Origin of the sequence: Caballeronia sp. SL2Y3, from assembly GCF_022879575.1 — a bacterium.
Taxonomy (GTDB): domain Bacteria; phylum Pseudomonadota; class Gammaproteobacteria; order Burkholderiales; family Burkholderiaceae; genus Caballeronia.
On record NZ_CP084261.1, the window covers coordinates 957751 to 981863 of the forward strand.

Below are 24113 nucleotides of genomic sequence, written 5' to 3' on the forward strand. Positions count from 1 at the left end.
GTCTCCGCGCTCCTCGGGCCAGCGAGCGCACCCGGCGGCACCCGTTAGAATGAACCGTACTCTCCGCGTTCATGCTTCAAAAGCGCCCTTCATGCAAGTAGCTCCCCTGCCCGACGACGAAAACGAACGCGTACGCGTATTGCGCAGTCTGCACATTCTGGACACGCCCGCCGAAGAAGCGTTCGATCGCGTCACGCGCGTGCTGGCGCGCGTGCTCGGCGTGCCGATCGCGCTCGTGTCGCTCGTCGACGAGCATCGGCAATGGTTCAAGTCGCGCCTCGGACTGGAAGCGTGCGAAACATCGCGTGATGTCTCGTTCTGCTCGCACGCGCTGCACGAAGCGGACATGCTCGTCGTCGAAGATGCGCGCAACGATCCGCGTTTTGCCGATAACCCGTTCGTCGCGGGTCCGCCGTGCGTGCGGTTTTACGCGGGCGTGCCGCTGCGTTCGAGCGACGGCCATGCCATCGGCACGCTCTGCGCAATCGATACGGTGCCGCGCGCGCTGTCGCCCGAAGATGCCGCGGTCATGCGCGACCTTGCCGCCATCGTCGAGCGCGAACTGCTGTCGCGCGAAAGCACGTATTCGGCGCGCGTGCTGCATCACGCGGACACGCAGGCCATTCGCCTCTCGGAAACGCGATTCCGCACGATCTTCGAACAGACGCCGATGGGCGCTGCGGTCGTGGCGCCGGATGGGCGCTTCATCGACGTGAATGCGCGCCTCTGCGAAATGCTCGGCTACAGCGCCGACGAACTCGTGGCGCTGACGTTCCAGCAGATCACGTTCGTCGAAGATCTCGAAAGCGATCTGCAGAATCTGCGTCAACTGCTCGCGGGACACATCCCGACCTACGCGATGGAAAAGCGCTATCTGCGCAGCGACGGTTCGCAGCTGTGGGTTCAGCTTCACGTCGCGCTCGTGCGGCAGGCCAATGGCGAGCCGCTCCATTTCATCGCGATCGTCGAGGACATCGAGGCGCGCAAGGCGAACGAGCGGCTGCAGCGCGAGCATCGCGCGGCACTGGAAGAGCAAGTGAACGAGCGCACGGCCGAACTGCGCGCGACCAACATGCGGCTGCGCGGCGAAGTGGCGCGGCGCGAGACGATCGAAGCGACGCTGCGCACGCAGAACGAGCATCTTCAGGCGGTCATCGACAATGCGCAGGACGCATATGTCGCGATAGACCGCGAAGGCAATATCACCGAGTGGAACGACGCGGCCGAGCACATGTTCGGCTGGGCCCGGCACGAGGTCATGGGCCTGCCGATGACCGAGACCATCGTTCCGCCCGCGTGGCGCGCCGCTCACGACGCGGGCATGCGCCGCTTCATCCGAACCGGCGTGGCCACGATCCTTTCGAAAGCCACGGAAGTCACCGCGCAGCGCCGCTCGGGAGAGTTCTTTCCGGCCGAACTGCGTATCTCGACCGCCGCGACGCCGGACGGCGAGACGCTCTTCGCGTTCATCACCGATGTCAGCGAGCGCAAGCGCGTGGAGGCGGAGATCATCGAAAGTCGCGAAGCGATCCAGAAGGTCACGGACAGCATGCCGGTGCTGATCGCCTATGTCGACCGGGACCTGCGCTATCAGTTCAACAACGACGGCTACCGGCGGCTGCTCGGGCGCGACACCGCGTCCATGCGCGGCAAGCCGGTCGAATCGGCGATGCCGGCTGCCATGTATCGAACGCTCACGCCTTCCTTTCGGCGCGCGCTCGCGGGCGAACGGCTGCAACACGACGATGTGGAGGATCACGAGGCCAGTCCGCGCACGTGGAGCGTATCGCTCGTGCCCGACATGCGCGGACGTGAAGTGATCGGTTTCTACATGATGGCGCAGGACGTGACGTCCCGCAGGCAGGCCGAACGCCAGCTACGCGCGCAAGCCATGCGGGACGCGCTCACCGGCCTGCCGAACCGGCGTGCGTTGCTGCTGCACCTCACGCAGAACATCGCGTCCGACAGCGCCACGCGGCAGGCGCTCGCGGTGTTCTTTCTCGACCTAGACGAGTTCAAGCCGGTGAACGACGCATACGGTCATGAAGCGGGCGACGAGTTGTTGCGGCTGGTCGGCGCCCGGCTCACGGAGACGGTACGGCATAGCGATTTCACGAGCCGTCTGGCGGGCGACGAGTTCGTGATCGTCAGTCACGGCGTGGCGGACGAAGCCACCGCGGCGCGCATCGCCGATGCCATTTGCAGCGCCATGAACCGCCCGTTCACGCTCGCAGGTAACGAGGTGAGCATCGCGACGAGCGTGGGCGTCGTCGTCTGCAATGCGCGGGCGCGAACGACGCCGGATGCGCTTCTCGCCGCCGCAGACAGCGCCATGTACGAGGCGAAGCGCGAAGGCAGGAACCGCTACCGGCTGGCGGCGCGCATCGTGGAATAGCGCGTAAAGGCGCGTTAGTTGAGCGAACCGTCCAGCGCCCCGGCGGTCCGGCCGCGCGTGGCGGCGCCGAACCACGTTTGTCCGACGCGATATTCGGCGATAGCGCCGAGCGCGAGCACGGCCGAGCCGAGTTCGAGCAGATGCGCCGGAGACATCGCGCTCGACAGCCACCAGAACGCGAGCAGCGAAGCCATGCGCATGACGAGCATCACGAGATCTCGCGCGACGATCCGGTCGACGAGTTCGCCGCGTATGTCGAGCGCGCGCTGATTGAGCACATGCTCGCTCGCGTTGAGGAACGGACCCGCCGCCGCGCGAAGGATCGAATGCGCGACGAACAGCGCAGGAAGCCACGCGCTGAACCCGAGCAGGACGAACGAAATGGCGACGGCGAGGCACGACCAGCCGAGCCAGCCCGCGCGGTTATGCACGCCGCGGCTTTTGCGCGTCATGTAGAGCGCGACTGCGCCCGCCAGTCCCGCGACGGTGGACACCCAGCCGAGGTCGCTGGCCGAACCGAGCGACATGGCCGCGCCGACCGAGCCCACCGCGCCGCCGACCCCGAGCAGCCCCGACTCGACGAAGAAGAGCGGCAAACACGCGCGAAACTCCGGTTGCGCGATGACGCCGAGCGGGTTCGTCGCGGGGACCATCGGCGCTTCGGACACGTGACGCCCGAGCGCCAGACCGGCGATGACGCACACGACGCCATACGCCACGTACAGCACGTGACTGCTGTTGTCCGTCTTCGCGAGGCAGAGCGTGGCAATGAGCGTCGCGATGATGCCGCCCGCGACGGCGAGCGCGCCGGAGCGCGAGGCGTAGCTATCGCGTTCGGTGTCGGTCAGCACGCTCATTTCGAGCCAGTAACGCGCGCTCCAGGTGAGTCCGAGAAAGAAGCCGTACACGGCCGCCATCACCGGAATGGAGTCGCCGCCACAGAGAAGCAGCGCGCCGGGCACGAGAAAACTGAGGCGCATCAGCCGCCGCCCGGTGAGTCCCAGGCGCGGGCCGAGCAAATAGACGAAGAGCGCTGCGCCGCTCGCGTCGCACAGCATATAGGCGGTAAAACGAAACATGGCGTCGGTGTCATCGACACCGACGACGAAATAGCCGATAAATCCGGCCAGCGTCCCGATTGCTCCTTGCAGGGAGACAAAAAGGAGCATTTCCTGCTCGTGCTTCGACATGGTCTTGCGTTGGATGATCGATGTCCGGCACCGCGCATTGCAGTGTCGAACTGGCACCGGGCCAGACAGTGATGCTCGGTGCATCGTCGCTGTTCGAGGCGACGATTCGATCGTCCTCGGTAAGGAATGCCGATTTCACTTCCATCGCGATGGCCATACCCGGAAATTCCATCGCGGCGAAAGTGTAGAGTTAATCGACCCTTACCTGCAAGACACGACAAACCTAAAAACCACGGTAAAACATACCTTCCCTGGAGTCGCAAGAATCAGACGGTAGCCACCTCGGCGCGACTCTTGAATCCCTCTGTCGCCGCCATGCGCTCGACGAGGCTCAACGCCTGAGCCACCACTTGATCCATGTTGTAGTAGCGGTAGCTTCCGAGCCGGCCCGCAAAGACGACTTCGGGATGCGCCTCCGCGAGCGCCTCGTAGCGTTTGAACAACTCCGCATTCGCGGGACGCGGAATCGGGTAATAAGGGTCGCCTTCGTCGCTCGGATACTCGTACGTGATGCTCGTCTTCGAATGCTGTTGGCCCGTCAGATACTTGTACTCCGTGATGCGCGTGAAGGGCACTTTCTCGGCCGGGTAATTCACCACGGCAAGCGACTGAAAGTGCTCCTGATCCAGCGTTTCGTGCCGGAATGCGAGCGAGCGATAAGGCAGTTTCCCGAGACAGTGATCGAAGTACTCGTCAATCGGGCCGGTATAAACGAGCTTGCGATAAGTCACCTCTTCGCGAACCTCGCGATAGTCGGTATTGAGCATGACCTTGATATTCGGATGCGCCAGCATCTTCTGGAACATGCGTGTATATCCTTCGAGCGGCATGCACTGATACTCGTCGTTGAAGTAGCCGTCGTCGGCCGTCGTGCGCACCGGCACCCGCGAAGTCACCGAGCGATCCAGTTCCGACGGGTCCATGCCCCATTGCTTGCGGGTGTATCCGCGAAAGAACTTCTCGTACAGTTCCCGCCCGATCTTGCTCACGACGACATCTTCAGATGTCCTTATTTCTGCAAGAGGCTCGGCGCGCGCCGCGAGAAACGCTTCCGCCTGCTGCGGCGAAAGGTCGAGCGAATAGAGGCCATTGAGCGTAGTCAGATTGATCGGCACCGGCACGAGCATGCCGTCGACGGATGCGAGCACGCGATGCCGGTACGGTCGCCATGCCGTGAAACGCGACAGATAGTCCAATACGCGCCGCGCGTTCGTGTGAAAGATATGCGGCCCGTAACGGTGAATCAAAATGCCGTCCGCGTTGTATTCGTCATAGGCATTACCTGCAATATGCGGGCGCCGGTCGATGAGCAGAACGCGCTGGCCGTACTCGCTCGCGAGCCTCTCGGCCATCACGCTACCCGCGAAACCCGCGCCGACGATCAGATAATCGAAGCCTTTGCGTTGCTGTGGGCGCGCATCGGGCTGTGACGGATGATCGCTCGAGCCGGAATTGGAAGATCCGTTTGCTGTCGTTTCTACGATGCGCATTTTTTCACCTCGGCGAGCATTGCGGCACACGTGTTGTCCCACGAAGTTCCGGCCAGCACCGCTTCGACGCGGCCGATGAATGCTGCGCGGTCCCGTCCGTCCTCGAGCGCGTTTTCGATGGCACGCTCGAACGAAACCGCATCGCCGGCGATGCGGACCACGCCGCTCTCGCCATAGCGCGACACCACATCGGCAATGGGCGTCGATACCACGGGGCGGCCTGCCGCGAGATATTCGGGCGTCTTCGTCGGGCTGATAAAGCGCGTCGCCTCGTTGATGGCGAAAGGCATCAGCGCGACGTCCCAGCCGGCGAGATAGCGCGGCAGATCGTCGTAGGACTTCTGGCCGAGATAATGAATGTTCGGTGCATGCGGCAGATCAGCGGGCCCGATCTTCGCCACGGGGCCGAGCATGACGAACTGCCAGTCCGGCCTCGCGGCGGCGACCGCGCCGATCAGCGCGGCGTCGAAGCGCTCGTCGAGCACGCCGTAGAAGCCGAGACGCGGGCGCGGTATCGGCGTCTGGTCGTCAGGCTCCGACAGCGGCTCGCGCGCCTTCGCGAAGTGCGCGACATCGACACTGCTCGGAAACGCATGCACGTTATGGTGAAAACGCCGCTTCGACTCGTAGAGGCTCTGGCCGCCCGTGAAGACGACATCCGCGTGGCGGATGAGCCGCGTTTCGCGCTCCTTGAGTTGCGGCGGCGCGTTCTTGAAAGCGGAAAGCTCGTCCATGCAGTCATACACGACGAGCCTTGCATCCAGATGATCGGTAAAAGCGAGCGTCATCGGCGAGTAGTACCAGAGACCGAGATCCCATGTGCGCGTGTCCGCCAGATACGCGTCGAGCAGCGCGCGTTGGGCGCTCTCGTCCTCTTCCTGCGTGAAGCCGGAAGGAAGGCAGGGCGTCAGCACTCGAATGCCTTCATTAGTAGTACGAACGTCCAGCGAAGGCGCATCATTGCCCGTTCGTCGAGGCTCTTCGAAGAAGAGCACTTCCGCCTGCTTCGCGATGCGCGAGAGCAAGTGCTGCGGTCGCTGATACACGAAGTTCCAGCGAAGGTGCGAGAGGCATAGGAACGTCCGCGGCAGGCCCGAGCGCGCGATGGAGATGTGCGGGCGAGCGTGCGTCGACGGACTGTCTGCGGACCCGGCCGCGGTGGCGGCTGCGGGTTGTGATCGGGCTTGGGTCTCGCGCAAGGGAGTGCCTCCGGAAGTCACTGGCGGGCGGAAGTCCGCCCGGACATTCATCGATTGCGTCGGTGAGTCCGAAGCTCGGCTGCTTTCGCCTCGCGTTGAAGCCGGGTGACGCTACGCATCGCGCACGCGGCGGCCCGCACGCAGAGTCCGGCAAGGCACTCATGCGCGGTGTCGTCGCGCTTGCTGACAAATCTGCGACATAAGCGGCAATCGTTGTTCCAGCGCGAGCGTGCTCGGGGCAAACACTGATCGCGCGGGGCGACGGCATAGCGAGTGCTTGAGTGCGTCGTGGACACGCTCTCACGTCGTACTAATTTTCGGGATGCTGGATATGGATGATCGGATGGTGCTGTGGGGGGGACTGGAATGCACGGTCAACCGGGTGCGGGACACCTTCTTCAGCCAATTGGACCGTAACGGTCACGCGACGCGGGAGGACGATCTTCAGCGCTTCGCCTCGCTCGGCATACGGGCGCTGCGCTATCCGGTGCTGTGGGAAAGAACGGCCCCGTCGAGTATCGACGAAGCCGACTGGTCATGGCTCGATGCGCGCTTGCCCACGCTTCGCGCATTGGGCGTCGAGCCGATAGCGGGCCTCCTGCATCACGGAAGCGGGCCGCTGCCCGGCGGATTGCTCGACCCGCACTTTGCGCAAAGGCTCGCGGAATTCGCACGAGCGGTCGCTGAGCGTTATCCGTGGCTTTCGTACTACACGCCGGTCAACGAGCCGAACACCACCGCGCGATTCAGCGGGCTTTACGGCGTGTGGCATCCGCACGGCACGAGTGACCGGACGTATCTCGAAGCGCTGATCAATCAATGCAAGGCGACGGTGCATGCGATGCGCGAAGTGCGCAAGGTCAACCCGCACGCGAAGCTCGTGCAAACCGACGATCTAGGCAAGACGCAAGGCACGCCGGCCATGGCCGGGCTCGTCAACTTTTACAACGAGCGGCGCTGGCTTTCGTGGGATCTGCTGTGCGGAAAGGTGACGCCGGAGCATGCGCTGTGGCGATACTTCGTGGATGCGGGCGTGGCGGAAGAAGATGTTCTATGGTTCGTCGACAATCCGTGTCCGCCCGATATCGTCGGCATCAACTACTACATCACGAGCGAACGCTGGCTCGATCACCGGACGCATCAGTATCCGCAAGCGTACCGGTGCGAATGGTACGGCCAGCGCCTCGCCGACATCGAAGCGGCGCGCGCCCTCGCGCATCCGCCGCAGGGCATAAAGACCGTGATCGACGAAGCGTGGCAGCGGTATCGCCTGCCGCTCGCGGTCACGGAAGCGCACATCGACTCGACGCGTCAGGACCAGTTGCGCTGGCTGCATGAAATCTGGACCGCCGCGAGCGAAGCACGCGAACAAGGCGCTGACGTGCGCGCCGTGACGGTGTGGGCGCTGCTCGGCTCGTACGACTGGAACTGCCTCGTCACGGAAGAGCGCGGCTACTACGAATCCGGCGCATTCGACGTGCGCGGACACGAGCCGCGCGAAACAGCCGTTGCCGCGCTGATGCGCGATCTCGCGGCGGGCCGTCCGCACGACCATCCCGTTCTGCATGGCACGGGATGGTGGCGCCGACCGGGACGCTTTCTCTGCGAGCCGGTCGTGCTGGACGCATCGGGCACACTGGCCGCACCGGCGCGTCAAAGTCATCTGACGCACTCACCTGCTCCGATTCTCATCGTCGGCGACGGCGCGCTGGCGCAACTTTTCGCAACCACCTGCGCACATCGCGACTTGCGGTACGCCGCCGTGTCGGCGGACGACGTGCTCGGCAACGATGCGATCGGCACGTTCGAGCCGTGGGCCGTCGTCAATGCAATCGATCCTCCGGATGCCGATGAAGCCGGGCGCAGTACGAGCGATCGCCTTCGCACGATGACGACGACAGCCGCCGCGCTGGCCGACGCTTGCGCCGCAGCGGGAATCGAATATCTCGTCTTCTCGTCGGATCGCGTGTTCGACGGCCGCGCGACGCAGCCGTATGTCGAAACCGACGAGGTGAGCCCGCTCGATCGTCTCGGCCGTCGCATGGTCGAGACCGAACGGGAGGTGTTGAGGCGTTTTCCGGAGGCGCTCGTTGTTCGCACGGGTCCTGTCTTCGGTCTATGGGACAGCGAAGACTTTCTCGCCCCGACTTTGCACGCCCTCGCTCAAGACCGCGCGTTCGTCGCCGCAAAGGATGTGACGATATCGCCGACCTATGCGCCCGACCTCGTGCACGCGTGCCTCGATTTGTTGATCGACCGCGAGTCGGGCATCGTGCATCTGAGCAGCCGCGGCGCCCTGACGTGCTTCGATTTCGCGGTTCAGGCGGTCAGCCTCGCCGGTCTCGATACGAGTCTCATCGAGGCGCGCAACGTCGAGTCGATGCGTCCGCGCGCGCCGCAGCCACGCTATCGCGCGCTTGCGAGCCGAAGGGCGGCCGTGTTGCCGACGCTTCAGGATGCACTGCGACGCTGCATCGAGCATTGGCAGGCGCAAGTGTGCGAGCGCGAGCCGGGGCTCGCCATGCAGACGAGAAGCGACGCATAGCGGTGCAGGTCAACGCGAGTGCTGCGAGGCGATCGCGAGCAGGATGCCGACGAACTCGTCCATCGCTTGCGAAGTCGTCTCGTCTTTTCGCGTGATGACGCTGTAGTTCGACATGGTGCGCCGTATCGGCACATTGAGATAACCGAGCAGGCCGTGCTTCACGTACTTGTCCATCGCGGCCTGCGGCTGAAGCGAAATCATGTCGGTGGCTTGCAGCAACTCCAGCGTCGAAAAAATGGAAGGCGTTTCCACGATGCCCACCGGCGCGACCATGCCGGCCGCCGCGAACGTCTCTTCGAATAGCTGCCGCATGGCCGTGCCTTGCGGATACAGAATCCACGGCCATTGCCCGAGGCTCGTCATCTCCACGCGCCGCTCTTTCAACAACGGATGATGCTGCCCGACCACCGCGCGCACCGGTTCCGCCAATAGGTCCACGACATTGAACAGTGCTTCGTGCCGCGCTTCGGTCGGGCGTCCGACCATGACATCGATGCGCCTTTCTTCGAGCCATGCCGCGAGTTGATCGCTGCTCTGCTCCACCAGCTTGATGATGAGCCGCGGGCGTCGGCGCTGTATCTCCTTGATTGCGGCGGTGACCAGTTGCGCGGCCGAAGCGGGAATGAACCCGATCGTAAGGTGGCCATAACCGCCGTTCTTCAACGTCGCGAACTCGCCCGAAAACTTGCCGAGGTTCGAGAGCGTCGTGCTGGCGTAGCGCACTGAGAGGGCCCCGAGATCGGTCGGCCGCATTTCGCGCGGCAGGCGTTCGAAGAGCGGCGCATCGAACATCGCTTCCAGGTCGCTCAGGATCTTCGTCGCGGCCGGTTGCGTGATGTGCATCTGTTCGGCCGCGATGCGCAGATTGCGCGTACGCCCCAGCAGTTCGAGCAACTGGAGATGCCTGAAGCGCAGCTTCGTCAGCACCTGCGCAGCGGAGAGCGTGGAATCTTGCGACATAGGGTAAACGTGCGCCGACTCATAACCGAATGGAATTGATTCTACTCAATTCGCGATTGGACGCTTATCGAAAGCGCATCGGAAAATTTAAGGCTCTGCGCAGTGCATGAACTCTTACCCTGACCGAACCCATCACGATGAACACACCAGTCCGATACTCCGCCGATGAACTGCAAGCCTTCGCCCGACATCTGCTCACGAAAGCCGGCATGGAAGACGTGAAAGCGCACGCCGTGGCGCGCACGCTCGTCGACGGCGACTTGATGGGACACGACACGCATGGCCTCGCGTTGCTCCCCGGCTATATCCGCGAGATAGAGAACGACGCGATGACGTGCGCCGGCGAACCGGAGGTCGTGTCGGACCGCGGCGCCAGCGTGTTGTGGGATGGCCGGCGTCTTCCCGGCCCGTGGCTCGTTCTGAGCGGCATCGAAACGCTCGCGCCGAGAGCAAAGGAATATGGCAGCGCGACGCTCGTGATCCGGCGCAGCCACCACATCGCCTGTCTTGCGAGTTACCTGGAGAAAGCCACGGCGGACGGATTCATGATCGTGCTCGCGAGTTCCGATCCGGCGGTGCAAAGCGTCGCGCCTCACGGCGGCACGCGCTCGGTGTTCACGCCGAATCCGATCGCAGCGGGCATCCCCACGTCGGGCACGCCGTTTCTGATCGACATCTCGGCATCCACCGTGACGAACGGCATGACCGCGCGCCGCCATAAAGCGGGCGAGCTGTTCGACGAAGCCTGCTTTCTCGATGCGGAAGGACACCCGAGCCGCGATCCCGCCGTGCTCTCAGCCGAGCCGCCGGGCTCCATTCTTCCGGTCGGCGGCATGACGTGGGGGCATAAGGGCTTCGGGCTGGCGCTCTTGATCGAGGCGCTGACGGGCGGTCTCGCCGGTCACGGCCGTGCCGATCCGCCGGATGGCTGGGGCGCGACCGTGTTTCTGTCGCTGTACGATCCCGCGGCCTTCGGCGGTCCCGCTGCGTTCGAGCGGCAAATGGACTGGATCGGCGACGCTTGCAGGGAGAATCCGCCGCGCCCGGGAACATCGAGCGTGCGGATGCCGGGCGATCGCGGATGGAGTTTGAAGCGCGACCAGTTGCGCGACGGCGTGGTGCTGCATCCGACCATCGCGCCGGCGCTGGAAGCCACCGCCGCGCGCTATGAGATTGCGTTTCCCGCCGCGCTCGCCGGCTAACGTATCAACGATAGCGGGCGTCGCGGCGGTGTGCGGTCGGTTTGCCGTTATGCGCGCTCGTCGAGCGCGGCCGGCGGAATCGGGCCACGCACCAGCACCCAATAACCGATCACCGCGACGAACGCCACGCCGGCCCCGACGAAAAGCGCGGGCTGGAACGAGTGCGACTGCTGCACGATGAAACCCGTCACCACCGGCGCGAGCGCGCCGCCGAAGTAGCCGCCGAAGTTCTGCATCGCGCCGATCGACGCCGTGCAGTTGGCCGGCGCGGCCACCGAAGCCGTCGCCCAGGCCGCGCTGCTCGACACGTAAAGCAGCAGCATCGAGATGGAGATGAACACGACCGCCAGCGTCGCGCTGTGCGTGAGGCCGGTCAGCACCGTGAACACAGCGACGCCGAAGAGCGAAGCCGCCATCGGGTACTTGCGGCTATTGACCGCCGATACGCCGCGCCGGGCGAGCACGTCGCAGATCTTGCCGCCGGAGAGCGATCCGATCACGCCGAAGAGATAAGGCACCGCGGCCACCCATCCGGACTTCGAGATGGTCAGATGGAACTCCATCTGCAGATACGTCGGCAGCCACGCGTTATAGAGCCACAAGACGTAGATCGTGCCGAAGAAGCCGAGCAGCATGCCCCACGTCGTGCCGAATTCGAAGAGGCGCCGCCATTCGCGCCACGTCGGCCGGCTCTGCACTTCGCCATCGACATCCGTGAGGTAGGCGCGCTCGCGTTGCGTCAGCTCGACCTGACGCGGGTCGCGATGCACGGCGTAGAAGCACAGCGCCACGACGAGACCGGCAATGCCCATGATCCCGAACATCCATCGCCATCCGACGGCCAACATCACCACCGTCAGCAAAGGCGCGGAAATCGCGGTGCCGAGCGTGGACGAACTGTTCCAGATGCCGGTCGCGGCGCCCCGCTCCTTCTTGCCGAACCAGTCGCGCACGACCTTCGCGCTCGTCGGAAACTGCGGCGCCTCGCCGATGCCGAGCACCATGCGCGCGGCGAAGAACTGGCCGAAGCTCGTCACGACGCCGCCGAACGCCTGCGCCACCGACCACGTCGCGAGACTGACGGCCAGCATGATGCGCGCGCCGAAGCGGTCGACGAGCGCCCCGGCCGGCAGTTGCGCGAACGCATACGCCCACAGGAACGCCGAAAGCAGCAGGCCCATTTCGGCGACCGACAGCCCGAGGTCATGGCGGATCAGCGGATTCGCGATGGACAGCGTGGCGCGGTCGATATAGTTGATGATGCCGCTCAAGAGGAGCAAACCCAGCGCGGTACGCTGAATTCGCCGGACGCGCGGCGAAGCGCGGTCGTCGGACGCGACGAACTGCGCGCCGCTCGCGTCCGATTCCGGCACGCGCGGCGCAGTGGAGGATTGCTCCATGGGGTATGTCTCCTGGATATAGTTTTTTCGGCGAGGCCGGGTGTCGATTCCGACGCGCGCAAGGCGGCATTGGACTGAGGCACGATAAGTCGGCGCCGGTCAGAAATCCAATCACAATTCCTCCGGAACCGATTCCATTTGTTTATCGCGCGCTAGGGGCAAACCCGCGCATGGCAAGCGTCTTTGCCGGCGTTTGCGCCGTTACAACGGTCGCAAGCGCGCGACGAATTACCGGACTGGTGCCGCGCGTCTAGCGTATCATTGCCGCGCCCCCCTCCTATTCCCCACCAGAAGGCCTTCATGCATCCGCCTAAATTGGCCGGTACGCCGCTCGACGCGTATCACGTCTGCGCGTTCTTCAACAGCCGCGACGAAGAGTACGCAACGCTCAATCCCTTCTTCAAGGAGGCGGTCGAAAGTGGCGAAAAGGTCATGCATATCATCGATCCCGCCTTGTTCGCCGACCATCGCGCGCGGCTCACGGCATCGGGCATCGATGCGGCGCACTGCGAGGCCTGCGGCCAGCTCGAACTCGTGCCCTGGGGCGATGCGTATCTGAATGACGAAGGCGTGTTCGACAAGGACCAGATGCTGGCCGCCGTCGAGCATCTGACGGGGACCGGCCGCGACGCGGGATTCTCGCGTCTGCGCATCATGGGGAACATGGACTGGATATTCCAGGACATCGAAACTGCGCCCAAGCTGATCGAATACGAAGCCGAGGTCAACGAGGTGCTCGCCCGCAACCGCCAGCCCGCCATCTGCGTGTACGACATGGCGAAGCTCTCTGGCGCGATGCTCATGGACCTGCTGCGCACGCACCCGATGACGCTCATCAACGGCGTGGTGCAGGAGAATCCCTTCTTCACGCCGCCTTCGGAGATGATTCGCGAACTCAAACGGCGTCGGTCCGCCGAATCCGCGCCGGGCGACGAGCCGGCTTTGAGCTCCGGCGCCTCTCTGGAAGAGCATGACCGCTGACGCGGCTATCGAGGCGCTGTCGCGGGAAGCCGCCGAGCGCAGCCTGCGCGATCTCATGGGTCTGCTGGCGCTGCCCGCGCTATGGGCGGGGCGAGACGGCCGCACGGTCATCGCACTGATGACAGAGGCCGTCGAGCGAATCGTGCGTCTGGATATTTGCTACGCGCACGTGCCGCTGCTTCCGGACGCCCCTCCCTTCGATAGCCTGCGTCTGTCCGAAGCGCAAGCCACCGCCGATACGCGCCTCGCCTGGGAGCCGGCTATCGAAGCGTGGCGGAGCATGCCCATCAGCCCGCGAGCCGTGCTTCAGGCGACGCCGGCCGGCGCGCAACGGCTCGTGCGCATGAGCATGGGCTACACGGCCGCACAGGGCAGCGTCTGGTTCGGCTCGGCGGATCCCTCGTTTCCCACCGTCGCGGATCTCGCGTTTCTCCGCGCGGCGACCTCGCTCGCGGCCACCGGTTTGCAGGCCGCGCGGGCCGCTCACGAACGCGAGACGGCAAGCCGCGCAAAAGACGAATTTCTCGCCATGCTCGGTCACGAGCTGCGCAATCCGCTCGCGCCGATCACGACCGCGCTCGGCCTTATTCGCAAACATCGTGGCGGCGCCTCGGACAAGTATCACGAGATCATCGAGCGGCAGGTGTCGCATCTGTCGCGGCTCGTCGAAGATCTGCTCGACGTGAGCCGCATCACGCGCGGGTCCATCGAGCTGCATCTGGAACCCGTGCGAATCGGGTCCGTGCTGACGCGGGCGATCGAGGCCGCGAGTCCGCTGATCGAGCAGCGCGGCCAAACCCTGTCGCTCTCCGTGAGAGACGACGGCGCATTGATCTCCGCGGACCTCACGCGGCTCACGCAGGTCTTCGGCAATCTGCTCAACAACGCGGCGAAATACACGGATGCGGGCGGCACCATCCGCGTCGAAGCCGTGACGCGTGCGACGGAGATCGTGGTCTCCGTGTCCGACAACGGCGCCGGCATCAGCGACGAACTGATGCCTCGCCTCTTCACCATCTTCGAGCAGGGACGAACCACCATCGACCGCGCGAAAGGCGGATTGGGGATCGGCCTTGCGCTCGTGAAGAATCTCGTCGAGCTGCATGGCGGCACCGTCACCGCGACGAGCGAAGGGCCGGGCAAGGGGTCCACCTTCGTCGTGACGCTGCCGACCGCACCGCATGCGCTCGCGCCGGTGGACGCATTGCCGTACTGGCATTCGCTTCCCGACGGAAACGGCGTGCGCGTGCTGCTCGTCGACGATAACGAAGACGGTCTTCTCGCGATGGAAGCGTTCCTTACCGAACTCGGATTCGACGTGGCGACGGCGAGCCTGCCGGAAACGGCACTGCGAGTCGCGGCGGACTTTCGCCCGGCGTTCGCCGTGCTCGATATCGGCTTGCCCGGCATGGACGGCTACGAGCTTGCCAGGACGCTGCAACGGCAACACGGGGCTCACGCGCCGCGTCTCTTTGCGTTGACCGGCTACGGTCAGCCCGAAGACCGCAAGCGCTCGGCTGACGCCGGGTTCGAGCGTCACTTCGTGAAGCCGGTGCCGCTCATGGATCTCGCCGAAGCGCTGCGCGTGATCGAGTGACGCACTCGCGGCCCGTTACGCTTCGTTTTCGGGGAAATCCGCGCCCACCGTCGTCTTTTCCCACGTGTCGAAGTCGCGCTTGAGCATGTCGAGCTTCTTGCGCGCCAGTTCCAGCGCGGTCTTACCGAGCAGCAGACGCAGCGGCGGTGTATCCGCAGTCGCGGCTTCGATGATGGCATGCGCCGCGCGCACCGGATCGCCCGCCTGATTGCCGCTGCGAGCCGCTGTCTGCTTGCGACGCTCGCCCGCGGTCGCCGCATAGTCGGCGATCTCGGTCCCCGAGGACTTGATCGACGGCCCCGCCCAGTTGGTCCGGAACGGGCCCGGCTCGACAATCATCACGTCGATGCCGAGCGGCTTCAGTTCCGTCGCGAGCGATTCCGATATGCCTTCCACCGCGTACTTGGTGCCGTGGTAGTAGCCTGTCGCGGCGAAGCTGGCGAGTCCGCCGATAGACGACACGTTAATCACGATGCCGCTCTTCTGCGCGCGCATGACGGGCAGCACCGCCTTCGTCATATCGACGAGACCGAACACGTTGGTTTCGAACATGTCGCGCACCACGTCGTCTTCGCCTTCTTCGATCGCCGCAAGGTAGCCGTAACCTGCGTTATTCACGAGAGCATCGATGCGGCCGAAGCGTTGCATCGTCTGATCGACGGCGTTCTTGATCTGTTCGCGGTTCTGTACGTCGAGCGGCAGGACGATCGCGCGGTCTTCGCGCCCTTCGACGATGTCCTGCACCTTCGACGGATCGCGGGCCGTCACGACCGCGCGCCAGCCGCGTTCGAGCACCGCGTTCGCCAATTCACGGCCGAAGCCCGTTGAACAGCCGGTAATCAGCCAGACGGGATTGTCCCGGTTCATCATGTCCAGACTCCTTTCAGATGGAAAGTTTCGATGAAAGCGTTGGTGGCGACAGCAGAAGAGTCGAATTCATTCTAGCGGCGGTCGCCGTTTGTCGCAGGGATCGTGCCGGGCAGGAAATGTTGGTTGTCGCCAGATAGTTAGTAGCTCTATCTATATTTGGACAATCGATTGCGAACATCGAACCGGAACAAAGTCCTCGATGGATGTATCCTCGGCAGGTTGAGCTTACGGCTTCGAGCTGAGGCCGCCGTGCATGCTGTACGCGGCTTTCGTTAGAATGAATTGAATCCCCTATTTCTGCCATTGCAGGAGGCGAGCGTGTCAGGTTTACTCCCCGATGTGGACCCCGATGGACTTCTCGAATATTCAGTCGTTTTCACCGACCGGTCACTCAATCATATGTCGCAGCGCTTCCAGGGCGTCATGCGCGACATCTCGGCCTTGCTCAAGAAGGTCTATCACGCGCATTCGGCCGCCGTGGTTCCCGGCAGCGGGACCTTCGGCATGGAAGCCGTCGCGCGTCAATTCGCGACGAACAAGAAGTGTCTCGTCATTCGCAACGGCTGGTTCAGTTACCGCTGGACGCAGATATTCGACATGGGCAGCATTCCGTCCGAGTCCGTCGTCCTGAAGGCCCGTCCGGCGCAGCAAGGCAGACAGGTCCCGTATGCGCCGCCTCCGGTGGATGAAGTCGTCGCGGCCATCGCCGAGCACAAGCCCGATCTGGTCTTTGCCCCGCATGTCGAAACGGCATCGGGCGTGATGCTTCCCGACAGCTACTTGCGCGCCGTATCGGACGCGGTGCATGCGGTCGGAGGCATGTTCGTGCTCGATTGCATCGCCTCCGGCACCGTGTGGGTCGATATGCAGACAAGCGGCATCGACGTCCTTCTGAGCGCACCGCAGAAAGGATGGAGCGCTTCGCCGTGCTGCGCGCTCGTGATGCTCAGTCCCCTCGCGCGCGAAAGGATCGAAGCGACGACGAGCACCAGCTTCGCCTGCGACCTGCTCAAATGGCTGCAGATCATGGAAGCCTACGAAAAAGGTGGCTTCGCCTATCACGCGACGATGCCCACGGACAGTCTCGAAACGCTGCGCGATGCGATGAAGGAAGCGGACTCCTACGGCTTCGACAAGGTACGCGCGGAGCAACTCGAACTGGGTCAACGCGTGCGCGCGCTATTGGCCGAGAAGGGCTTCAAGAGCGTGGCGCCGGAGGGTTTCGAGGCTCCGGGAGTGGTCGTCAGCTACACGGACGACGACGGCATCCGCTCCGGCAAAAAGTTCGCCGATGCCGGCTTGCAAGTGGCGGCCGGCGTTCCGCTCAAGTGCGACGAGCCCGACGATTTCAAGACTTTCCGCATCGGGCTATTCGGTCTCGACAAGCTGCACGATGTGGATGCGGCCGTCGCCCGAGTGGCCCGCGCATTGGAGCAGATCGTCTGATCCATGACTGAAGTATTGGCGGCGAACTCGCGATGCGTCATGAGTTCGCCGCTTGCTTTCTCGACTAAACCTACGCGCACCGCATCTCACACCACCTTAGGCGGCGTCTCGAACGTGTGATACGGCGCGGGGCTCGGCACCGTCCATTCGAGGCCCTGCGCCCCATCCCAGGGCGACTCGGCGACGGGCCGGGTACTACTGCTTCGCATATAGGTTGGCAACGCGACGAAGAACAGGAAATACACCTGCGCCAGTCCGAACGCGAACGCGCCGATGGTCGCAATCTGATTGAACTCGGTGAATTGCGCCGGATAATCCGCATAGCGACGCGGCATGCCGGCCAGCCCGAGAAAATGCATCGGGAAGAACGTCACGTTAAACGAGATCATCGTGATCCAGAAATGAATCTTTCCTCGTGTCTCGTTGTAAAGACGGCCGGTCCATTTGCTCGACCAGTAGTACCACCCGGCAAAGAGCGCGAATAACGACCCCGCAACCAAAACATAGTGGAAGTGCGCGACCACGTAATACGTGCCGTGCAGCGGAATGTCGAGCGGCGCCATGGACAGAATCACACCGGTAAAGCCGCCGATCGTAAAGACGAAAATGAATCCGATGGCAAAGAGCATCGGCGTCTCGAACGTAAGCGCGCCGCGCCACATGGTGGCCGTCCAGTTGAACACCTTCACGCCTGTGGGCACGGCGATAATCATCGTCGCGTACATGAAGAACAGCTGACCGGACACCGGCATCCCTGTCGTGAACATATGATGCGCCCAGACGAGAAACGACAGCACCGCAATGGACGACCCCGCGTAGACCATCGAGCTATAGCCGAAGAGCGGCTTGCGCGAGAACGCCGGCACGACTTGCGAGATGATGCCGAACGCCGGCAGGATCATGATGTACACCTCCGGATGCCCGAAGAACCAGAATAGGTGGATGTACATGACAGGATCGCCGCCGCCCGCTGCATTGAAGAACGTGGTCCCAAAGTGCCGGTCGAACAGCACCATCGTGATGACACCCGCGAGCACCGGCATCACCGCAATCAGCAAGTACGCAGTGATGAGCCACATCCATGCGAAAAGCGGCATCTTCATGATCGTCATGCCCGGCGCGCGCATGTTGAGGATGGTCACGATGATGTTGATCGCGCCCATGATCGACGACGCGCCCATGATGTGAATCGCGAAGATGGTCAGGTCCATGCCCGCGCTCTGTTGCACCGACAACGGCGCATACATGGTCCATCCCGCCTGCATCGCGCCGCCCGGCAAAAAGTACTGCCCGATGAGCAACACCGCCGCCACCGGCAGCAGCCAGAACGAGAAGTTGTTCATGCGAGCGAATGCCATGTCGCTTGCGCCGATCTGCAGCGGAATCATCCAGTTCGCGAAGCCGACAAACGCGGGCATGATCGCGCCGAAGATCATCACGAGACCGTGTGAGCTGACCAGTTGATTGAAGAACTCGGGCCGGAAAAATTGCAAGCCGGGCTGAAAGAGTTCGGCGCGAATGGCGAGCGCCATTGTTCCGCCCACCAGAAACATGATGAACGAGAAGGCAAGGTAGAGCGTGCCGATGTCCTTGTGGTTCGTCGTGAACAACCATCGCCGCAGGCCGTGAGGGACGTGGTGCGAGTCGGAATGCGGAATTGCGGGATCTGCGATCGAGTGATGGATGTCGGTCATGGCGCTCTCCAGTGGCGCTGAGAAAGAGCATTCGGCATGCCGTTGTATCGCCGTTTCGAGCGGTGCATGGGACTACCGATTGCTCTGCAATGCCGACATGGCGACATCTCGTGGAGCGCGTATGGCCGACATCCAGTCCTCGCGACAATGGCTTCTTTACCGCCGTTCGTCGTGCAGTCCGGCGTCGTTCGCTATCGCGTGCGCGGGCCTTTCTGTCATTCCGGTCGCGTTCGCTTCGACCATGCATGCACTGAACGGATGCGTTCTCTTTTACGCTGCCGCGCTCGTTCACGCTTGCGCGATCTGGTGCTGCTTCTTCGTGTATGCGCGGCATGCCGTTGACGGCGAACTCGTTACCTTGCAGGACGATGTTCTCGTCGTCGAATCAATATGCGGCAGGCGTAAATGCACGCATCAATTCAACACGCGGTGGGTGACGTTGCTTGTCGCGCAGAACGGCGCAGGCGTACGACTGTTCGTTCGCAGCGCGGGCGAGACCGTGGAATTAGGCCGCTACGCAACGCAGGGCCACCGCTTGCAATTTGCGTCGGAGTTTCAGCGCATCGCGCGATGCGAGCGCCATGCGCATCCTTAAGCAGACAACGCGCACTGCTCATGCGTGTAGCCACCTGAAATAGCGGCTACACGCCTTACGACGCCACGTCATTCGCCTTTCACGGACGCCGCGCCGTCTTCGTTACTGCCGCCTTCCCGACGCTGCACGCCGGCACCTTCCGTCCCGCCTATCGTGTCTTCCTTGCTGGACAATTCGACGAGCCCTTCTTCCTCAGTGATATCCGACGTCTCGACGGCTCTCGGGTTGCCGGGTCCCGACGGGCTATTCGCGTGTCTGGCCATGACTGACTCCGTTTGGTTGATGGCAGGGCCGCCGCCTGGCAAAGCGCCCTCCTTCCTATTTCACGTGGTATCGCACAGGCTATCGCATCACCTGCAATGGCTATGCCCAGGTTATGGCGATACCGCCTCTCGACGGGCATGACGCATGCGGCGCTATCGTTCTCAACCAACGGAGCGTGACCATGAGCGAGCAGACTTCTGGAGAGCAAAACAAGCAGCCAAGCGAGACGGAGCGCGAACGGGCTCGCGAGGAGCGGCAGCAGACCGAAGTGGACGGCGCCTCCGATAGAAGCGGAAGCGGCAACACGCTCGGCGATGGCAGCAGCAATAAGCAGCCAGCAGCATAGTCGGTCGCAGCGTCGCGTCTGCGGTAGAGAGTCGATAAACGCGCCTCTTACTGCGTCTTTGCAGCGTCGCTACCCGCGCAAGTGTCTACGCCTTCCAACCCTTGCGCGCGCTTCTTCGCTGCAAGCCGTGCCTGCGCGAGTTGCAAGTTTCGCGGGTAGTAGAAATCTTCTTGCCATGGCTGATAGCCGACGCTTTCCAGTTCCCGAAGCTCGCACTGCGCCCGCGCGCGAGTCATCGGTACTTGCTGTGTGGACGTTTGCGCAAATACGGACATGGGCGCTGCGATCAACAAGCCACCAGCAAAGCGCAGAAAGAAAGCAATAAAACGAATCATCGGACTGCTCCAGAACGGATTGCTGCGTCAAGCAATCGCCGCGCCGCACTGGCGTTGCCGGGTACGAACGTTGCGCGCCCTGTGAGTCTGCGCGCATGCGCGTCCTTCACTTGTTCAGAGACAGGGAAACGAACCATGCCTCATATGTGCGATGTATGCGGCGCCCGGCCGGCGACCGTTCGATTGGCGGTCCTGCGCGATGGCCGCCGGCACGTCCTGAATGTCTGCGACTTTCACTATGCGCAGTTGACGCGACATCAACGCGCCTTATCCCCTTTCGAAGCGCTCTTCATGAGCGATAACCCCGGCCAGCCCGATGCAGCGGCGCAGCGCGTCTCGCCCGAGCGCGAGACGAGCGCGCAAGGCGTCGGGCTGGAGCGCTATTTGAGCGACAGCGCGAAAGAAATGCTCATGCGCGCGGCCGAACGCGCCGTGCAATTCGGACGTACGGAAGTCGATACCGAGCACCTTCTGTACGAGCTTGCCGATAACGCCGTCGTGCAGTCGATGCTGAAGAACATTGGCATCGACGCGAACGAAGTGCGCCGCTTTATCGACGCGAACGTGCAACGCCGCGAAGGCGTGCCGCCGCCCGCAAGCGGCGCCATCGGCGTATCGCCCCGCCTGAAGAGCGCGCTGGACCGCGCATTCGTGGCCTCGCGTCAGTTGCGGCATAGCTACATCGGGCCTGAACACTTGTTGATCGGCCTGTCCGAAGTGCCGGACAGCTTCGCCGGGCAATTGCTCGGCAAGATGAGCGTGGACGCGCAGGCGCTGCGGCGGCTGACGACGCAAACGGTCGGCGCGGGCGGGCCGCCTAACAAAGACGGCCCGCCTTCGCGCACGCCGAACCTCGACAAGTTCAGCCGCGACCTGACCGCGCTCGCACGCGAAGGTCATCTCGATCCCGTGATCGGCAGGGCAAGCGAGATCGAAACCATGGTGGAAGTTCTGGCCCGTCGGCGCAAGAACAATCCGGTGCTCATCGGCGAGCCGGGCGTCGGCAAGACCGCAGTCGTCGAAGGTCTCGCGCAACGCATGATCGGCGGCGATGTGCCCGAGTCGGTGCGCGACAAGCGGCTCATCGAACTGAACGTGAACTCGATGGTCGCGGGCGCCAAGTATCGCGGCGAGTTCGAAGAACGCGTGAAGCAGGTCATCGACGAGATTACGGCCAACCGCGAGACGTTGCTGCTTTTCGTGGACGAGGTGCATACGATCGTCGGCGCGGGACAGGGCGGCGGCGAAGGCGGACTCGATATCGCGAATGTGTTCAAGCCCGCGATGGCGCGCGGTGAACTGAACCTGATCGGCGCGACGACGCTCGCCGAGTATCAGAAGCACATAGAGAAAGACGCGGCGCTCGAACGGCGCTTTCAACCCGTGCTGATTCCCGAGCCGAGCGTCGCGCAAACCATCAACATTCTTCGCGGCTTGCGCGACCGCCTCGAAGCGCATCACAAGGTGACGATTCAGGATGATGCGATTGTCGCCGCAGCCGAGTTGTCGGATCGCTATATCAGCGGGCGCTTTCTGCCGGACAAGGCAATCGATCTCGTCGATCAGGCAGCGGCGCGCGTCAATCTATCGGCCACGTCGCGGCCCGCGGCCATTCTCGAACTCGAGTCCGAACTCGCGCAACTGCGCCGCGAACAGGACTACGCAGCGTCGCGCAAGCAATACGACCGCGCGCACGCGCTCGATGCCGAGATCGCCGGCAAGCAGAAAGCCTTCAACGATGCGACGGACGAATGGAAGAAGCGCATCGGCACGAATACGTCGAATGTGACGGTGACGCAGATCGCCGAGATTGTCGCGACGCTCACGGGCATTCCGGTCACTCAGTTGACCGAGCAGGAGCGCGAGCGGCTGCTGAACATGGAGGCGCGCCTGCATGAACGCGTGATCGGTCAGGAGGAAGCCGTGCGCGCGGTAAGCGATGCAGTGCGGCGCGCGCGAACGGGCCTTCAGGGACGCAACCGGCCGATCGCGGTCTTTCTCTTTCTCGGCTCGACGGGCGTGGGCAAGACCGAACTCGCGAAGGCATTGGCCGAAGTCGTGTTCGGCGATGAAGACGCCATGCTGCGTGTCGACATGAGCGAATACATGGAGCGTCACGCCGTGTCGCGGCTGATCGGTTCGCCGCCCGGCTACGTGGGCTATGAAGAAGGCGGGCAACTGACCGAGCGCGTGCGCCGGCGTCCGTATAGCGTGATTCTTCTCGACGAGATAGAGAAGGCGCACGCCGCTGTCTATAACGTGCTGCTGCAAGTCTTCGACGACGGACGCCTCACGGATGGCAAAGGACGGGTGGTCGATTTCAGCAACACGCTGATCATCGCGACCAGCAACCTCGCGTCCGACGTGATCGCGGGACAAAGGCGCGCGACCCTCGGCTTCACGAGTTCGGACAGCGACGCGGACGACTCCGTGAGAAGCGGCGTGATGAACGTGCTGCGTCAGCATTTCCGGCCCGAGTTCCTGAACCGCATCGACGACATCATCTTGTTCAAGTCGCTCGGACGTGAGGAAATCCGGCAGATCGTGCAATTGCAACTGGAGCACGTCAGGCGCATGGCGCACAGTCAGGACATCGATTTGGAGTTCGACGGATCGGTCGTCGAATACCTCGGAAAAGCCGGATACCGGCCGGAATTCGGCGCGCGGGAATTGCGCCGGCAGATTCGTCAACTCATTGAAAACGAACTGGCGAAAGAGATGCTCAAGGGCGATATCGTCGAAGGCGCGCGCGTGCGATGCGTGTACGATCGGGAAGCGCGGCGCATTGTTTTCGATGCGGAGCGCAAGACCGCCGCCGATCTTGGTGCACCGCCTACGCCGTGAGTGAGTTCGATATGGGTGAGCGCGGTAGTCGGCGCCTATAGCAGGCCTCGCTCGCCCATGCATCGCCACGCCAACGATACGAAACTCACTTCAAGGCCGCTTGCCTTATGGGCCGAATTCCTCGCGCTCTATACGGGCCTGCCTGTCTTCATCCTGAGCACGCGACGAACCGCCGTGCTCCTCGCCATAATTTGGCTCGCGCCTCTTTGCATTCACTACTTCGAGCGACGTCGAAGACCGTCGGTCTATGAGAACGACTGGAACTGGCGCCGTTTTCGGGCTGGACTCAGGCCCGTGATGCTGCGCTTCGCCGTCCTTTCGTGTCTCGTCGTTTTGGCCGTGTGGCACTTCTCGCCACATGCGTTGCTGTCATTGCCGCGCGAGCATCCTGCTACGTGGCTCCTCGTGATGCTGCTCTACCCGGTCTTGTCTGTGTGGCCACAGGAACTGATCTTCCGCAGCTTCCTGCTGCACCGCTATAAGCCGCTATTCGGCGCGAATCGAGGCTATATCGCCGCGTCCGCCTTGGCTTTCGGCTATGCGCACGTCATCTTCCTTAACTGGGTCGCGCCCGCGATGACGGCTATCGGCGGCGCATTGTTCGCCGCAACTTATCGAGAGCGCCGATCGCTCGCACTGGCTTGCTTCGAGCATGCGTTGTATGGCTGCCTCGTGTTCACCGTAGGGCTAGGACAGTATTTCTATTCGGGTTCGTCCTGGCAGCATTAGTTAGCATCACCAACTGTTGCGCGTAGGTCGA

20 protein-coding genes are annotated in these 24113 nt (G+C 63.2%); 11 read left to right on the top strand and 9 right to left on the bottom strand.

Annotated elements, in window-relative coordinates:
• Positions 1-91 precede the first annotated feature (91 nt).
• On the top strand, positions 92-2395 hold the full coding sequence (locus LDZ26_RS17740; RefSeq protein ID WP_244849462.1) for a PAS domain S-box protein: 2304 nt from the start codon (positions 92-94) through the stop codon (positions 2393-2395).
• A gap of 14 nt (positions 2396-2409) precedes the next feature.
• On the opposite strand, the gene LDZ26_RS17745 is transcribed toward LDZ26_RS17740, so the two are convergent.
• Positions 2410-3564: a hypothetical protein gene (locus tag LDZ26_RS17745; protein ID WP_244849463.1), complete on the bottom strand. Its 1155-nt coding sequence runs from the start codon at positions 3562-3564 to the stop codon at positions 2410-2412.
• Between the two features lie 41 nt (positions 3565-3605).
• Here LDZ26_RS17745 and LDZ26_RS17750 point away from each other — a divergent pair, with 41 nt between their 5' ends.
• Complete coding sequence (locus LDZ26_RS17750) at positions 3606-3773, top strand: hypothetical protein (RefSeq protein ID WP_244849464.1); 168 nt, start codon at positions 3606-3608, stop codon at positions 3771-3773.
• A 78-nt stretch (positions 3774-3851) separates the two neighbouring features.
• Here LDZ26_RS17750 and glf read toward each other — a convergent pair whose 3' ends face one another.
• Positions 3852-5075, bottom strand: coding sequence for a UDP-galactopyranose mutase (gene glf, locus LDZ26_RS17755; protein WP_255774972.1), 1224 nt, complete (start codon positions 5073-5075; stop codon positions 3852-3854).
• On the bottom strand, positions 5063-6121 hold the full coding sequence (locus tag LDZ26_RS17760; RefSeq protein ID WP_244849465.1) for a glycosyltransferase family 1 protein: 1059 nt from the start codon (positions 6119-6121) through the stop codon (positions 5063-5065). The genes glf and LDZ26_RS17760 overlap by 13 nt, the downstream gene beginning before the upstream one ends.
• A gap of 484 nt (positions 6122-6605) precedes the next feature.
• Between LDZ26_RS17760 and LDZ26_RS17765 the strand changes: the two genes are divergently transcribed.
• Positions 6606-8819 carry a family 1 glycosylhydrolase gene (locus tag LDZ26_RS17765; RefSeq protein WP_244849466.1) on the top strand — a complete coding sequence of 738 codons (2214 nt, stop codon included), beginning with the start codon at positions 6606-6608 and terminating at the stop codon, positions 8817-8819.
• A gap of 9 nt (positions 8820-8828) precedes the next feature.
• Here LDZ26_RS17765 and LDZ26_RS17770 read toward each other — a convergent pair whose 3' ends face one another.
• Complete coding sequence (locus LDZ26_RS17770; protein WP_244849467.1) at positions 8829-9779, bottom strand: LysR family transcriptional regulator; 951 nt, start codon at positions 9777-9779, stop codon at positions 8829-8831.
• Between the two features lie 137 nt (positions 9780-9916).
• Between LDZ26_RS17770 and LDZ26_RS17775 the strand changes: the two genes are divergently transcribed.
• Entirely contained in the window at positions 9917-10981 is a 1065-nt protein-coding gene (locus tag LDZ26_RS17775; protein WP_244849468.1) for an Ldh family oxidoreductase, read from the top strand.
• 47 nt (positions 10982-11028) lie between these two features.
• Here the strand turns inward: LDZ26_RS17775 and LDZ26_RS17780 are convergent, their stop codons facing one another.
• Positions 11029-12381 (bottom strand): MFS transporter, encoded by a 1353-nt coding sequence (locus LDZ26_RS17780; RefSeq protein ID WP_244849469.1) that lies wholly within the window; start codon positions 12379-12381, stop codon positions 11029-11031.
• A gap of 183 nt (positions 12382-12564) precedes the next feature.
• Here LDZ26_RS17780 and LDZ26_RS17785 point away from each other — a divergent pair, with 183 nt between their 5' ends.
• A complete protein-coding gene (locus LDZ26_RS17785; protein WP_244849470.1) occupies positions 12565-13362 on the top strand; it encodes an MEDS domain-containing protein in 798 nt (265 codons plus the stop codon).
• Complete coding sequence (locus LDZ26_RS17790) at positions 13352-14959, top strand: hybrid sensor histidine kinase/response regulator (protein WP_244849471.1); 1608 nt, start codon at positions 13352-13354, stop codon at positions 14957-14959. Before LDZ26_RS17785 ends, LDZ26_RS17790 begins: the two co-directional genes overlap by 11 nt.
• Before the next feature lie 15 nt (positions 14960-14974).
• Here the strand turns inward: LDZ26_RS17790 and LDZ26_RS17795 are convergent, their stop codons facing one another.
• Positions 14975-15829, bottom strand: a complete 855-nt coding sequence (locus tag LDZ26_RS17795) for an oxidoreductase (protein WP_244849472.1) — start codon at positions 15827-15829, stop codon at positions 14975-14977.
• A gap of 318 nt (positions 15830-16147) precedes the next feature.
• On the opposite strand from LDZ26_RS17795, the gene LDZ26_RS17800 reads away from it, so the two are divergent.
• Positions 16148-17275, top strand: a complete 1128-nt coding sequence (locus LDZ26_RS17800) for an aminotransferase class V-fold PLP-dependent enzyme (protein WP_244849473.1) — start codon at positions 16148-16150, stop codon at positions 17273-17275.
• 86 nt (positions 17276-17361) lie between these two features.
• On the opposite strand, the gene ctaD is transcribed toward LDZ26_RS17800, so the two are convergent.
• Complete coding sequence (gene ctaD / locus LDZ26_RS17805; protein ID WP_244849474.1) at positions 17362-18969, bottom strand: cytochrome c oxidase subunit I; 1608 nt, start codon at positions 18967-18969, stop codon at positions 17362-17364.
• A 121-nt stretch (positions 18970-19090) separates the two neighbouring features.
• Here ctaD and LDZ26_RS25685 point away from each other — a divergent pair, with 121 nt between their 5' ends.
• Entirely contained in the window at positions 19091-19564 is a 474-nt protein-coding gene (locus LDZ26_RS25685) for a DUF2244 domain-containing protein (protein WP_370650699.1), read from the top strand.
• A gap of 68 nt (positions 19565-19632) precedes the next feature.
• Here LDZ26_RS25685 and LDZ26_RS17810 read toward each other — a convergent pair whose 3' ends face one another.
• Positions 19633-19827: a hypothetical protein gene (locus LDZ26_RS17810; protein WP_175942137.1), complete on the bottom strand. Its 195-nt coding sequence runs from the start codon at positions 19825-19827 to the stop codon at positions 19633-19635.
• 182 nt (positions 19828-20009) lie between these two features.
• On the opposite strand from LDZ26_RS17810, the gene LDZ26_RS17815 reads away from it, so the two are divergent.
• Complete coding sequence (locus LDZ26_RS17815; protein ID WP_244849475.1) at positions 20010-20174, top strand: hypothetical protein; 165 nt, start codon at positions 20010-20012, stop codon at positions 20172-20174.
• 47 nt (positions 20175-20221) lie between these two features.
• On the opposite strand, the gene LDZ26_RS17820 is transcribed toward LDZ26_RS17815, so the two are convergent.
• Complete coding sequence (locus LDZ26_RS17820) at positions 20222-20509, bottom strand: DUF4148 domain-containing protein (protein WP_244849476.1); 288 nt, start codon at positions 20507-20509, stop codon at positions 20222-20224.
• A gap of 135 nt (positions 20510-20644) precedes the next feature.
• Between LDZ26_RS17820 and LDZ26_RS17825 the strand changes: the two genes are divergently transcribed.
• The gene (locus LDZ26_RS17825; RefSeq protein ID WP_244849477.1) at positions 20645-23353 is read left to right on the top strand and encodes an ATP-dependent Clp protease ATP-binding subunit; all 2709 of its coding nucleotides are present in this window, start codon (positions 20645-20647) and stop codon (positions 23351-23353) included.
• Positions 23354-23410: 57 nt separating this feature from the next.
• A complete protein-coding gene (locus LDZ26_RS17830) occupies positions 23411-24082 on the top strand; it encodes a CPBP family intramembrane glutamic endopeptidase (RefSeq protein WP_244849478.1) in 672 nt (223 codons plus the stop codon).
• Positions 24083-24113: the final 31 nt, after the last annotated feature.